Annotated in this window: 11 protein-coding genes and 1 tRNA gene (1 of these 12 cut by a window edge); 6 read left to right on the top strand and 6 right to left on the bottom strand. The window is 47.3% G+C overall.

Going from position 1 to position 14,486, the window contains the following annotated elements; translation table 11 throughout:
* Positions 1-3,082 carry the 3' portion of an AAA family ATPase gene (locus Pan54_RS17485; RefSeq protein WP_165441830.1) on the top strand. 1,433 nt of this gene lie to the left of the window's left edge, so 3,082 of the gene's 4,515 nt are visible here — the last part of the coding sequence; the start codon falls outside the window, past its left edge; it ends in the stop codon at positions 3,080-3,082.
* Between the two features lie 193 nt (positions 3,083-3,275).
* Here the strand turns inward: Pan54_RS17485 and Pan54_RS17480 are convergent, their stop codons facing one another.
* Positions 3,276-3,827, bottom strand: a complete 552-nt coding sequence (locus Pan54_RS17480; protein ID WP_146504705.1) for a sulfotransferase — start codon at positions 3,825-3,827, stop codon at positions 3,276-3,278.
* Between the two features lie 160 nt (positions 3,828-3,987).
* Here Pan54_RS17480 and Pan54_RS17475 point away from each other — a divergent pair, with 160 nt between their 5' ends.
* A complete protein-coding gene (locus Pan54_RS17475) occupies positions 3,988-5,157 on the top strand; it encodes a hypothetical protein (protein ID WP_146504704.1) in 1,170 nt (389 codons plus the stop codon).
* 126 nt (positions 5,158-5,283) lie between these two features.
* A complete protein-coding gene (locus tag Pan54_RS17470; RefSeq protein WP_146504703.1) occupies positions 5,284-7,110 on the top strand; it encodes a glycosyltransferase in 1,827 nt (608 codons plus the stop codon).
* On the opposite strand, the gene Pan54_RS17465 is transcribed toward Pan54_RS17470, so the two are convergent.
* Positions 7,058-8,044 (bottom strand): IS30 family transposase, encoded by a 987-nt coding sequence (locus tag Pan54_RS17465; protein ID WP_165441826.1) that lies wholly within the window; start codon positions 8,042-8,044, stop codon positions 7,058-7,060. The genes Pan54_RS17470 and Pan54_RS17465 overlap by 53 nt on opposite strands.
* Before the next feature lie 89 nt (positions 8,045-8,133).
* A complete protein-coding gene (locus Pan54_RS17460) occupies positions 8,134-8,481 on the bottom strand; it encodes a hypothetical protein (RefSeq protein ID WP_146504702.1) in 348 nt (115 codons plus the stop codon).
* Between the two features lie 458 nt (positions 8,482-8,939).
* Here Pan54_RS17460 and Pan54_RS17455 point away from each other — a divergent pair, with 458 nt between their 5' ends.
* Positions 8,940-9,119 carry a hypothetical protein gene (locus tag Pan54_RS17455; protein WP_146504701.1) on the top strand — a complete coding sequence of 60 codons (180 nt, stop codon included), beginning with the start codon at positions 8,940-8,942 and terminating at the stop codon, positions 9,117-9,119.
* An 87-nt stretch (positions 9,120-9,206) separates the two neighbouring features.
* On the opposite strand, the gene Pan54_RS26130 is transcribed toward Pan54_RS17455, so the two are convergent.
* Both Pan54_RS26130 and Pan54_RS17445 read right to left on the bottom strand, forming a co-directional pair.
* Positions 9,207-9,803: a hypothetical protein gene (locus Pan54_RS26130; RefSeq protein WP_207310170.1), complete on the bottom strand. Its 597-nt coding sequence runs from the start codon at positions 9,801-9,803 to the stop codon at positions 9,207-9,209.
* A gap of 378 nt (positions 9,804-10,181) precedes the next feature.
* A tRNA-Val gene (locus tag Pan54_RS17445) sits at positions 10,182-10,255 on the bottom strand.
* Positions 10,256-10,696: 441 nt separating this feature from the next.
* Between Pan54_RS17445 and trpA the strand changes: the two genes are divergently transcribed.
* Positions 10,697-11,521 (top strand): tryptophan synthase subunit alpha, encoded by an 825-nt coding sequence (gene trpA / locus Pan54_RS17440; protein WP_146504700.1) that lies wholly within the window; start codon positions 10,697-10,699, stop codon positions 11,519-11,521.
* Between the two features lie 311 nt (positions 11,522-11,832).
* Positions 11,833-12,891: a Gfo/Idh/MocA family protein gene (locus Pan54_RS17435; RefSeq protein WP_146504699.1), complete on the top strand. Its 1,059-nt coding sequence runs from the start codon at positions 11,833-11,835 to the stop codon at positions 12,889-12,891.
* A 190-nt stretch (positions 12,892-13,081) separates the two neighbouring features.
* Here Pan54_RS17435 and Pan54_RS17430 read toward each other — a convergent pair whose 3' ends face one another.
* Positions 13,082-14,464: an arylsulfatase gene (locus Pan54_RS17430; protein ID WP_146504698.1), complete on the bottom strand. Its 1,383-nt coding sequence runs from the start codon at positions 14,462-14,464 to the stop codon at positions 13,082-13,084.
* Positions 14,465-14,486 lie beyond the last annotated feature (22 nt).

Raw genomic sequence — 14,486 nt, 5'->3', positions numbered from 1 at the left:
ACTCACTTACGGTGGGAGTAATCGTACAATTGGATTTCAGCACCAAACGTTGTTCAGCCATGCGCGAGCTCGTGCGATTGCCAAAGGAGTGACTGATCTCTATGACTATGTGTTCGATAGACAGAACGCGTTATTTGTCCGGCCAACTCTCTGGTCGACTCTCGTCTATCTGCGATCTGTGTCAAAGCAGGTTTATCAACTCCAGATCAATAAACTCTGTTCGGGACAACTCAGGCTGCATATTCAACATCTGATTATGGATTTTCTGGGGCAGCTTAACGATCCCGATGATTTTGAAGAGGTACAGTTCGTAAATTGGCTGGAAGATGATGACTTCCGTCGCCGGGCTATTCGAGCGATATCAATGAGTGAAGGTTGGTTTCAACGGTTTAAGGATCAGTGCATCTCTGAATTTCTTCAAGAGTCTGGTGGTCTTGAATGGGAATTGGTGGGATTACTGGTGAACGCGATCAGTAGAAATCCAAGTGATACTATTGAGTTGCTGAAATCTCACTGGCTGAATGACACAACTAAAGATGAATTGTCAATTCGGATCTTCGACCACCTTACAGAATGGGCTGAAGAACGAGTTAAAATCGTCTGCCGGATGATAGAGCGGTCGACTCTTTCACAACATCATGTTTCAGGTATTGCGTCTGTTGTTTCTGAGTATGAACCTGATCTGGCGCCGCGAATACTGGGGACTCAATTTCGAAAAGATTTGCAACATGCCCTCACTAAAGACGAGCCAACGAAGCCTGATTTGCCGGAATGTTCAAGTATAGCTGATCATTTGGCCGCAAAAATTACACTTCATAGTAATGATGCCGTTAGGAAATTGCTGGAAGCGAATGATGGGTTATACAACATGCCCGAAATTGCAAAGGCGGCTCCTCATGCTTTTTTAAGTGAATTCTGGCCAATGTTTATTGATGCCATCGAACCGACTCTGACTGAATCTCATCATATTTATCGTGCTTACAGGTTATCTAGGAGTGTTTATTTTGATTTTGATAATGACAGTCATCGTCACATGCCGTTGTTTGATGCCCTGCAGGATAGTTTGAAAGAGTTGGGTAATGGAGACATTGTCGCATTCGAGAATTTCGTTCGGAATGCAATGCAAATTGATTCAATGCTGGTACAAAGATTACTATGCCGGGCTCTTGTCGACATAAAGCAAACACCGGTTGAATTCGCTTTAGAATATCTGATTGGTGATCCTAGACGACTCGCTATTGGCGACCACGTTGACCACCCTGGCGACTCGAGGAGGCTGATCGCGAAGATTTCACGAGATCTGAATCAAGAACAGATCATTCTTCTTGACGAAGCAATCAACAAATGGTCGGAGTATCACGCTCAGATTCCCGATGAAGATGCAAATACTCGTTTTAGTCGTAGAAAGTGGGATCGAGAACTAAAGCTACGACTTCGTGCCGCAATACCATTTGAATTGATGACTCAATCAATGCGATCTAATTTTGAAGCTGAAAAAGTGGCACTGCATCAGACTGGTCTTGAAATCCGTAATTCACGTGCGTGGATGTCTCAAGTTGAAAGCCCAATGTCAGCAGAGCAAATGGCGAAAGCAGCTGATCATGATATTCTCAAATTGTTCGATGAGCTTACAGATCAAACGGAATGGAATCATCCACGTCGACCTCTTCAAGGAGGTTGTATTGAAGCCTCAAGGGAACTCGCAGAGATGACGAAAAAGCGACCTGACCGTGGGATTGTTCTTGCGAAACAATTCAGGCGTGAAGATCAACAAATGCCAGTGAGTTATATCGTTCGTGGTCTGGGTGAGTCCGAAATATCCTCGGACGAGTTTTTTAAGTTGATTACAGAACTAGATTCACTTGGTTTTGATTCGCATGATTTTCGAGATGCAGCAGCGATAGCGTTTGGAAAACGGCTGGATCATTTGGATGGCTTACCAGACGAGATCTGTGATTTGCTAACTTCTTGGTTAGTGAGTTGGAAGTATTCGGAACCGACATCACAAACATTCGAGGGGGATGATAAAGATAAAGAAGGTGAAAGTAGTATTCTGTTCGATCTAAGTAGTCTGACAAGCATTCCCCACGGGTCCTATAGTATACTCAATGCTATTGCGTACGGACTAATGCGGAAAAAGCCCCCAAGTAGCGATAATTGGCTTGTCGTTCTTGAAGACCATTTGGAACGTGAGGATGATCCGAGAACATGGCAAGTTCATGCCTATGCCTTTCCCATGCTGTGGCATTGTGATCAGTATCGTTCGGTTGCATTTCTGCAAAAGTTTTTTGAAAAATATCCGAGTGTTCGTGATTCCTGCTCTGGTGTGATGGTGGTTGCCAAGTTAAGAGATTTTCTGGGTGAAACGGTATTCATTCAGTTTTGCAATCAATTGGAAGTCAGTGAATGGGTGATGGGTAAACAGGCGAAAGGCGAGTTGATTGGTCTGAGTTATCTTGTGCAGGATGGCTACAACCGAGTTGATACTGAGGTGCTGGAATCTGTTCATTTGGGGTCGCAGGTGGATGCGAAAATTTTAAAAGGCATTGCATTTATGGCGGCTAACTTATGGAAGGAGGTCAAATGCCGACCGCGTGCGACTGAACTATTTGAAGTGCTTTCGAAGCATGACGATGAGCAAATTTCTTCTGCACTTGCAGAGGTGTTTCTTTTTGCACAATTTAAGCCTAACCGTTATTCGCGGCGAATCCTTCACGCGACCCTAGCAAGTCCTCAGTTGATTCAGAATGTCTCTGCCCATCACTTCGCAGATTTACTTTCAGATTTTGTCGGTACTGATCCGAAATTGGTTCTTGATCTTTCGAATGCCTTGTTGGATCAGTTGGACGCTGATCAAGAGCAAGTCTATCGCAGAAACTTCGACATCTCTGATGCCGCGTTCAACAGTATTGCAATGGCTTTGCAGCGCATGGGGGAACCCTTGCGATCGCAGGGGTTAGATTTATTTGAACGCATTTTGACACTGGGTTTCTCGGCTCCGGCTCAAGCATTACGTGAACTTGATAGTCGACCAGTCAATGTTGTGAAGCCCGTTCGTAGACGGCGGCGGACGAGAAATTAACCTTTTCGAACTCTTATTATTTATGCACAAGTGATATTACCACATCCATCACTTCGTTCTGGTGGCTTTGTTTCGTTTCAGACTTATTTAGCCGTGATCCATGGATGTGTTGCGACTCAATCCTGTTCGTAGCGAAAATATTTTGAGGCTGACAGTGTATCCATTCTGTTTGATCGCTGTGGCTGGGATTATTTTAGCCTTTTCTTTGCTTCGCTCGGAGGATGTTTTCAAGGTGATTTTCTGCTGTGTTGACTCTTGGGAATGGGGTTTCTGGGGCTGAGACATTCAGAAACGGGCAGAGTTTTTCCCAGCCTTCTCCGTTGGGGATGTTGATTTCCAGATAACGGGTATGGGATGTCAGCTTTTGTCGGACGGATTGCAGATGCTGGTCGTACATTTCTCCCCATTTGATGGTGTTGATTTCTGTTAACCCAGGCTTTTGGAAGTAGCGATTAGACAGAGCATTGATGATGCGGCTCTGGATCCACTTTTCTCGATCTCTCATCGTGAAGATCAGGAATGCATCTGGAAAATGTTCCAGGATGACTTCGATGTGCTGGCCCCAGTTGCCATCGACGAAGGCATCGAATTGTTCCAGATCGGAGTGTCTCTTGTCGAGTATCAATTGTTTCAGAATTTCTTCTTCCCGTTGATACTGGTGCATTGATCGGTAGCCCAACTGTTTGAGTGCTTGATGCAGGCTTGCTGTGCCTGCTTTATCGAAACCGACTTTGAAAATTTTCATGGGTTTGTTTCTCGCTTGTGTGATCTGCTGAATTTGTAGATTCGCCATTGGCGTTTGAATGCCTTCTCAGTCTCAAGCGGAACTGGTGCGCGTATTCGCGCATCGTCTTCATGGAATATGCAGGGCTCTTTCTTCCCGAATTATTCAATGAGGTCAATTTATGCTGGGTTTGGTGACGTGTTATTTCAATCCGTGTCGGTATCAAAATATCCGAGACAATTATTTTCGATTCCGAAAGGGATTGAATCAGCCGATTACGACGGTCGAGTTGTCGTTCGATGATCATTTTGAAATTGAAGATGCGATTCGGATACGTGGTCAGGCGGAGAATCTTCTCTGGCAGAAAGAGCGGCTGCTGAATATCGGAATTCAATCTCTTCCATCTGCTGTCGACAAAGTTGCCTGGTTGGATGCGGATATTCTCTTTTTGAATTCCGAGTGGTTTCGACTGACCGAGCAGGCTCTTGATGAAACGCCGGTTGTTCAGATGGCGGAACAGATTCTGCAGCTGGATGAAGCGGGGGGATTGATCCAGCGGCAGGAAAGTCTGGGGTCTGGCTGGACGAGCGGCAAGATGGCTCGCCCCCGGCATCCCTGGTTTCATACGGGTTTTGCCTGGGCCTGCCGACGCGATTTTCTGCCGGAGTCGGGGCTTTACGATCAGGATGTGATTGGTGGAGCGGATGCGGCGATGGCGTTGAGTTGGGTGGGCCGTGGAGCTGAGCGAATGAATCGGGAACGGGCGACGCAGGGCATGCTCGATGCGTTCGGGAATTGGGAGCAGTCATTTGCTGAGCAGTCGCATGGAAACCTGGGCTGTATTCGTGGAGATCTGTGCCATTTCTGGCATGGAAAGAAATCAGGCCGGATGTATGTCGAGCGGATGGACTGGCTCAAGGCAGATAATTTTGATCCTGCAACGGATATCGAAAAGGATTCAACCGGCTTATGGAGATGGTGTTCGGAAAAGCCTGAGATGCATCGTCAGGTGGCGGCTTATTTTTCGCGGCGCAACGAAGATGAGTACTTACAGAGGGAGCAATCGGGCTCCATTTTGAAACCGGTCTGGCTGAAGAAAACGAAAGAGAACACTATAGGATGCAGTGCCTGTGAAGAAGGTTTACGACGACGAAAAGAGCAAGAGAAAACTGAGCAGAGAACACGGAATGTCACGAAATGGTCGGTCGGTGTGACAACAGCTCCCCGCGAGCAACCGACGCTGGAGCGATCGTTAATCAGTCTGGCCGAAGCCGGCTTTGAAAGCCCAAGGCTCTTTGTCGAGCCGGGAACCGAAATTCCCGGTAGCCATTCAAAGTTATCGAGTGAATAGTGCCTTACTGGTTTGCTCCGATGGAAACTTCTTCGAAAAATTCTGCGCAACTAACAGTCTTAGAGTGAGGCAGGAGTGCACTGCCATTCAAAAATTTAGCGAGTTCATTCTCACAAGGTTTATTCAATGAAGACAAGTATTTTGATTGCTGCCCATAATGAAGGTGACAATTTACTAAGGACGGTCAAGTCCTGTAAGGAATCAATTCACGATCTGGACTATGAAATTGTTATCGCCGACGATGCCTCTTCGGACCATGCCGTTGAAGAGGTTTTGGCACGCTTTCCTGAGATTCAGGTTGTCAGACACGCAACGCGTAAGGGGGCTTCGCCAACAAAACATGCCACGACAACATTGGCAAGTGGGGATGTTTTTGTGTTTCTGGATGGGCATACTAAGCCGACGCCGGGTGCTATTGCTCGGCTGGTTGAAGATGTTCAGCTTCATGAGGGACGGGCCATTGTTGTACCGGCCATTGCCCAGCTGGATCAACGAACCTGGGAAAACAGCTCGCATTTGATTGGCTACGGCTATGGTATGAATGTGGCCAGTATGAAAACGTATTGGCTGGCTCGATCTGAGATGCGAACCCGCACTACTGCTGGGCGATTGTTCTTTGAATCGCCGAGTCTGATCGGTTGCTGTTTTGCGATGCATCGGGATCTCTATGCGGAAATTCTGGGGATGGATTCCGACATGCAGCAATGGGGTGTGGAAGACCTCGACCTGGGGATGAAAGCCTGGCTGTTTGACGCGCCGGTACTCACGGATGCCGAAGTCGTGATTGGTCATCGCTTTCGCCGTACCTTTGATAACTTCACTGTCGTGCATGCCCATATTCTGGCGAATGAACTTCGGTTTGCTCGCAAGCATTTCGAAGATCGCGCCTGGAAGCAGTGGCTTAATGCTCGTCGTTCCTCTATGCCAGTCAATGCCTGGCAGGCAGGCTGGGATCTTTTCGAGACGAACCTTGCCAGTATCGAAACGGAAATGAATTCGCTGCAAAGTCGCCGAGTTCATGATGAATACTGGTATGCAGAACAGTTTGGTTTGAACTGGCCTGGCCGCGATGCAGAGTCTGTTCCAAGAGGATTGGCAATGATGCAGATGTCTGGCGGGAATCCAAGTGAGATGCCTTCGCCGGAGCCTTCGGTTGAGCCGAGTGAAGGCCCGAGTCCATGTCCTGGTGACAATGCATGTCCTGAAGCGAGCATTAAAGAAATTGTTTACGACCCAAAAAGAGTATTGGCTGGGCATGTTCAAATACTGTCTTTAGAAGCAGAATATGATAATCCTACAGATAGTGAATTCTGTAAATTCAATGATGCGAATGTTATGTGGACGATCGCATCTGTTACATGGAAAAAGGGGCATAATGACATTCCATCTGCTGAAGCTTACCGTCCAAATACAACAATGCTAGACGGGAACTCCTTTAGTTTCGCTGCAATCTTTCCCAAGCAGGGATTATGGGAGGTTGAAGTTGAATTAAAAGTAATTTGGAATTCAGAAAACAAGGAAGCCGCAGATGCTGCAGAATGTTCTTGTCAATCATGTGAATCAATTGTAAAATCAAAGTTCCGTTTTGTAGTCGTAGACCCAAATCAAATTGATATACAGATTACAGCATTCATTCCTTTTCCTCATGTGGAGGCACCACTATATGGTACATTTGAAGGTGATGGAAACGGTTTCAGTTTTCGTCGTGATTCATTCCGAATTCGCCATACCATACATATCAATCCTTCCTCAATACTTGTAACTGGTCCAACTTCAACGAAAAATGTTGGCGTAACCAGGAGTTATGATCCTGCTACTTCGATTGATCCTGTAACAGGCGAGTTGACGCCAGCAGCCAAGGCTGACATGGTAAAAGGTGCGCCAATGATGATTGGTGGATTCAATTTTGAAATGCACGGGTTTTGGGTTCGAACAGTTCGTGTGGTGATTTGAATTGGTACTTTTTGCGAGGCCGGTTGTTCAACTCCATCACAGCCGCTTGAATATCCTCGGCTTTCAGTTTACGGAAATCGCTCCCCTTCAGGAAGTATTGCCGCAGAAGCCCGTTGGTGTTCTCATTCTGGCCGCGTTGCCACGGCTGGCGAGCCGGAGCAAAATAGATCGCACAATGCAGGGCTTGCTCCAACTCTCGATGACCCGAAAACTCACTCCCGTTGTCCGTCGTCAAAGTTCGAATCAATGACGATGGCAACCCCTCAAACGCAAACACCGAAGCCGCGTTCAACGTCGATGCTTTCTTGTCCGGCAGATAGCTCGCCACAAGATAGCCGGTCTTGCGTTCGACATGCGTGACAATGTAGCCGGTCCCCTTTTGACCCTCGATGGTATCCGATTCCCAGTGCCCGATCCGCGAACGATTGCGTGCAGAAACCGGTCGCTGATCCATTGGCTTTTTGGTCGGGTCGCATCGTCTGGAGATCCCTGTGCCGTAGCGTTTGCGGCGTTTCTTTCTCGATTGACGCAGCTGCCTGTAGATGTTGCCGCCCTGCTTTTTGTTTGCTTTGATCCAGGCGTAAATCGTCTCAATGGATATTCGCATTCTGGCCTCCCGAGGATGCAGTCGCAAGAGTTGACCTGCAATCTGTTCCGGCGACCACTTGAGAGACAACTTATCGAGCAGGAATTCTTTGAGCGGAGCGTGGTTGAGTTTCCAGGGGAGTTTGCAGAGTTGTCGACGCCGTCGCGCTTTGCGGTCGGCTTTCCCGGCGAAATACTTCCCGGTCGCATCCGAATTCCGCCGCAGTTCTCGGGAGATCGTGCTGGGGTCTCGGGATAACTCGCGCGCAATTTCTATTCGAGAGTGTCCCAGGGCGTGCATGTGCGCTATGGAATCACGTTCCTCAGCAGTAAGATGCGTGTGTGACATTCGTGATTTCTTCTTAGTAGGATTGATGGTCGTTTGGTCAAAACAAACCATCTCACGAATGTCACTCTTTTTCCATCAACCCGTGCATTTCAAAATTGAATCCACCTCATTAATAATGAGCGACCATGCTGATTGCTGCTGTAATAATGCTTGGTTCCACCAAGATGCTGTTCAATTCTCCAAGGTGACATGGTCTTGCAGAAGAAATCTCGTTTGGGGTCAAACGGACCATACTTGTACCGATTGCTGCCTCGTGGATAATTCAACTTGGGGCGTTTCTCACCAGTTTCCCGCAGTCGACGGTATTCATTGAAAAGTCTTTTCGTCTCCTTGGTGATAAGGTGGCAAATTCCATTTTCACCTTTAATTCCGCAATCAGACGTGTTGATCCAAGGCTTAAACGCTTTGAAAGTTGCTTTGGCGAGTGGTGAGATCATTTAGATTCCTCCTCGCAGATCCCATTCAGCAATGTGAGGATCAGACCAGATATTAAATTTCCAGTGATCCATGCGACAGCATCGCCATCATTATTAAGTATTCGGTAATTTACACCGTCCTCCGATTCTGAGACGAAGGGACCATTTATTAAATCTTTGAGTTTTTCCATACCTGTAGATATTCCTGACAAATTCATTCTTATACGAAATAATAGAGTATTCGCAGAAAAATATTTAAATAGCGATCAGATAAATTTCTGATTCATGTAAGAGACCGTCTAGGACGGTACCAGTTAAGAAAGTTTTTTCAGGTTGGTTCTATTGTAGCAAATTAAAGATAACGGTCAAAATAAATTTACGGAATCTAATCAAGGATGTCGAGTTCACCAACTTTCCGACTCGACAATTGGAGAGCTTCTTCACCGCTCAAATTGCTGATGTCGCCATGATACAATTTGGTGTCTGATCTAGCTCAACCTCTCAAGGATGCTGCCGAGTATTTTGGGGTGAAGTGTACCAAGCGTAAGAACAATCTGACGCTTGATCTCGAAGCCGAAAGCAAGGAAAAGCTGCTGCATAAACTCGCCAGTTATGCAGCAAAGTACGATGTGACTCGAATCGTGGCTGATTTCAGTTAGTCTTTTATCAAGAACAAAATGCCCCACTGTCAAAAGCAGTGAGGCTTTATTTGTTTTGTAAATGTCTGTCTGCACTTGGTGTGATTGCTAGAAGACTATTCCTTCGTGTTGTTCTGCGCATGAGTGACAGACAGTGCCATCAAATACATCTGATATTATCCATTCGGGAGGATTGGACTCCTGACAGTATTTGCAAGTTCTATATTTCGACTTGCGGTTTTTGCATTTTCTCTGAATCAATCGTCGTACTTCTTTGAGAATCTGTTCCATCGATTTTTCATGACAATCAACGATGGCTGTGTTGATGGGCCTTACAACAGGAGTGTGTGGCCCATTCCATCGAACACTGAACTCAGAGACTTTGATTTCCAGTAAGCCTAGATCGACGATGATTTCACCCGGATCGCCCCCAACAAGGGCTGACCGATACTCACTGAGATCTTCTCGATCGCCAACCATTTGTTGATTGACAGGCTCGGGCATGAGCCGTCGTATTTCTTTGTCGAGATTACCAAGGTGGTTATTCTCAAGTTCTTTTACAATTTCATTCAGTTCAAAAGTGGCTGTGTCTGGATACACTCGCCAACCTTTCCAGTCGCACTGACTACAGGCCCAATCGGGATTAGTCTCTATTATGCAACAGCCACCGAGTACGACTCGTCCTTCATCAATCTTTGATCGCATTTCATCGTCCATGGCAGGAAACCCATATAGGATGCTACCGACAGGTTTGAAACGACACTGAGGGCATCTTGCAGGTTTTCTTTTGAAGTGCGTTTTTACTGAAGCAGGATCAGATTCGGATGTCATTCAACGATCTTTCAGCCTGAGTGTTTAGACACTTCTTCCAGCCAGTAATGTATCAGGCTACTGGTTTCATGCATTTCTGGATCGTTTATGGCCCAGTTATTTGATGAGCTTCAGCTTGAAGCATCACCTCTAAATCAGCAAAATTCGACAAAATTCTAGGCAAAAGTGATACCACAAAAAATATGCATAAAAGTGATACCAATAAAAAAGCCTTGAAGCGTCGTAAAGTGTTACGCATCAAGGCTTTAGTAGTGGTCCTGACAGAACTCGAATCTGTGACCTCTTGCATGTCAAGCAAGCGCTCTAACCAACTGAGCTACAGGACCGGAGGGAATCGCGGTGCGATTGAGTGAAAAGTTACTTGGAATTGGTGGACTCGTCAAGAATGGAGACAAAAAACGTAACGTTCTGGTTCAATTTCCTTTTGATTTGTCATTGCAATCAATTTAATTGCTCCTGTTTCCCTTGATGATTGGTGCTATTGATTATTTATATTCAGAGATGGCCGTCTCAAAGTTTTTCGTGTCAGTCTCATTCAGAGGATAATCAGTTTCACTGAAACGCGTCCAGGCATTACGAATGCAGGCGTTTTCACTTCGCCAGCCGCTGCGTAAATGTAAACTTGACCTAAACAATCGATTGATCGTTGATGCCAGCCTTGATTTCAAGGGGGCAATGTCCGATAACCACTGCTGATCTGTTTTGCAGAGTTGGGTAGTTGAGATTGCCCATTTGCGTAGAAATTAATGTTGCCGTGGAATTTTCTGATGACACAGACCTGCTCTCGAATTGAAGCTGTTTTTCGTGAACGTGGCCCGAAAGGGCAGTTGGCGTTCATGCCGTTTATTGCAGCTGGGGATCCCGATTTGCCCAGAACGGGTGAATTGCTCAAAGCTCTGGCGGGGGCTGGTGCGGACTTGATTGAGCTCGGTTTTCCCTACAGCGATCCAATTGCTGATGGCCCGGTCATCCAAGCCTCCTATACGCGGGCCCTGGCTCAGAAAACGACCGTGGATGGCATATTCGAGATGGTTGGCTCTTTGAAACAGGAATCGATGCCGCCGCTGGTGGCGATGGTTTCCTATGCCATCATTTTTCGGCATGGAACGGATCGCTTCATTGAGCAAGCTTCACAGGCTGGCTTTAGTGGATTTATCGTGCCAGATTTGCCTTCTGAAGAGGCCAGTGAACTGGCTCCTCAAATGCAGGCAGCCGGCTTGGATTTGATTCAACTGCTGGCCCCGACAACGACTGCTCAACGAACAGAATCCATCGTGGCTCATTCCAGTGGATTCATTTACTGCATTGCTGTTTCCGGAACGACCGGAGAACGTGATCAGGTGGCGGGTGAATTGATCGAGCAACTGAAGAGTCTGAAACAGAAGACGAAGACTCCGCTGGCGGTTGGATTTGGGATCGGCAAGCCGGAGCATCTTGATCCTCTGCGTGGTGTCGCTGATGGGGCGATTGTCGGCTCGGCGATCGTGAAGCATCTTCAGCAGTTGTCTGATGGTGGGAAGAGCTTTGAAGAGACTCTTCAGGAGATTGAAGCCTTCGCCCGCAGCATGGCTGAGGCGGCTCATCAGGAGTAGATTTTATCAGCAATAGAAATTGCGATTCCAGTCAGTATGAGGAATAAGGCACTTTCTCAAATCCAACATTGCGAGGCAGGAGCATCTCTCAGAATTAGTATAATCGATGTGATTGTTAACCTCAGAAAGTTGCGGTGCTGGCGATTTTGACGCTCGTGGAGGTGACTTCATGCGAATTGCTGAGTGATTGCTGATTCATTCTTGCAATGTGAACCCACAGACTTTTAGATGTCAGCTTGCGAATACTGATTCTGAGGTTGCCTAAAGGTGGCCTCAGAGTGAACAATGGTCAAGAAAGATTACATAATTCCGTGAGCGACTCTCTCAAAATTGGACTGATTGGAGCAGGTCAAAACACCTGCCAAAAGCATATTCCCGGCTTACAGGCGATTCCCGGGGTGACGTTGCAAGCTGTCTGCAATTCGCACGAGGAATCGACTCGCAATGTTGCGAACCGGTTTGGAATCCCGGAGCAGTTTTCCGACTGGAAAGACGTTGTGAATTCATCTGACGTCGATGCGATTGTGATCGGAACATGGCCAAACCTTCACTGCGAAATCACCTGTGCTGCTCTCGAAGCGGGCAAGCATGTTCTGACAGAAGCCCGCATGGCGCGGAATCTTGATGAAGCAAAACAGATGCTTGACGCCTCTCGTCAACATGCGCAATTAACATCAATGGTGGTTCCCAGTCCATTCGGATTGAAGTTCGGTCCGTATATGGATTCACTGATCGAACGTCGCTTTCTGGGAGATTTGCGGGAAGTGGTTGTGATTGGTGCAGACGATACGCACTGGGATTTCTCCCAGCATTTGCATCCGCGACAAGATCGGGAATTGAGTGGAAATAATGTTCTGCATCTCGGCATTCTGCATGAAACTCTCAGTCGCTGGGCGCCTACGACAACACGCGTGATGGCTCAGGGAAAAATCTTTGAGACAGAACGTTCGCTGGAAAACTCTCCAGAGATGGCTAAAGTCACTGTGCCCGACAGCCTGCATGTGATGACGCAACTCGAAGGTGGAGCCCGCGGTATATATCACTTGAGTGGAATCTCTCTATTCGGACCGGGGCACCACATTCACCTGTACGGTACGGAAGGAACAATCAAATTACGGTTTGATTTGAAGTCGGGTCTGAAGGAGACGCTATTGTGTGGTCGGATTGGTGAAGATTCGATGACGCCCCTGGAACTGCCAGCAGAAAAGCTGGGAAAGTGGCAGGTCGAAGCCGACTTCATCGCGGCGATTCGTGGAGAAAAGCCGGTCACTCTCAATAGTTTTGAAACGGCCATGGATTACATGAAATTCACCGAAGCGGTGCACCAGAGCTATACTCAAGGCGTCGCGGTGGAAGTAGCGTCGCTGTAGCAAATAAAACGGGTAGGACAAGCTTCCAGCCTGTCTTTTACATGTGAACTCATTGTGACTGGAATGGAATGCTTTTAGACAATAGACAGACAGGATGCCTGTCCGACATTGTGCTTCAGTCGTACATTGTGTTTAAACTTTTTCAGGCCTTTCCACGATAGAGAACAACTGCCTGCGAGAACGTATCTGTTCAGTTCTGCCCCGGTAATGGTTCGTGGGCCTCGCTCATGATCGTCTCCATTTTGGAGACGATCTCAGGCTCTGCCTTGGCTAGATTATTCTTTTCATAAGGGTCTGAATCCAGATCATAAAGCTCGGTCTGCTGACCAGCTTTGCGGAATGCTTTCCAATCTCCCATACGGACAGCTTGAGTATCAATTTTCTGTTCGGTTCCCTTGCAGAATTCCCAGTACAGAGATTCGTGCTGCTGTTGAGATTTATGATCGCCCTTGAGTGTCGGCAGAAAGGAAATGCCATCGACTTGAGTGGGAACGGGTTGTTGCAGTAATTCAGCCATAGTCGGGAGCACATCCTGGAAGCTGCTCAGGTGATCTGTCGTTTCACCAGCTGAAATGACGCCCGGCCAGCGAGCGAGCATCGGAGCACGGATCCCGCCTTCGTGCATGTCCCGTTTATGTCCACGCAGGCTCCCGGTCGAATTCCAGAATGTGGGATCGTGTCCTCCTTCTTTATGAGCACCGTTGTCGCTGCTGAAGATCACGAGAGTGTTGTCGTCGATATGCAATTCGTTGAGTAAATCAAGTAGGGAACCGACTTCGTTATCGAGATTTTCCATCATCGCTGCAAAGCCTGCGATTGGATTCTGGACATCGGGGCAAGGTTCGCCGCCAGCCCCATACTTGCCGATTTTGCTATCGAATTGAGGAAAGACTTTCCGCCATTTCTCATGCAGTTCTTTGGGAGCATGCATCGCCGCATGAGGCACGGCTGTCGGAATATAGCAGAAGAAAGGGGTATTGTTTTTCGCGTTTTTTGAGATGAATATCCGGGCTCGATCCATAATCAAGTCGTGAATAAAAGTGCCCGGTTCAAGGGGAACTTCCCGACCATTGTCGACGACGCTGGTTGGATAATAGGTGTGAGCAATCGTCTGAGATTTCCAGCCATAGAATTCATCGAAACCGTGCGAGTTTGGATTCTTTGCTCCCGATTCATTGGTATGTCCCAGTCCCCATTTCCCGAATGCTCCTGTCGCGTAACCGGACGCTTTGAATAGTTCGGGGAGGACAGTCATTTCAGGATCGAGCTCCGCTTTCTTTTCGCCACTCACATTACCACGCAGATAACAATGGCCGGAATGTTGCCCCGTCATCAAGACGGCTCGCGAAGGACTGCACACGGTATTGCCTGAGTAATGGGCAGTGAATTTCAGGCCTTCTGCAGCCAGTCGGTCGATATTTGGAGTTGTCAATTTATCTTGTCCGTAGCATGACAAATCTCCATAGCCCAGATCATCGGACAGAATGTAGATAACATTCGGAGAATTCGCAGCTGGCAAACTGCTGCTGGCAAGAAGGACAACTGTTACGACAGAGAGGAATAATTTGATCATAGCGACCTCGCATATTCTTATT

It is taken from the genome of Rubinisphaera italica (assembly GCF_007859715.1).
In the GTDB taxonomy this organism is placed as follows: Bacteria; Planctomycetota; Planctomycetia; order Planctomycetales; family Planctomycetaceae; genus Rubinisphaera; species Rubinisphaera italica.
This window is presented reverse-complemented; position numbering and strand designations above follow the sequence as displayed.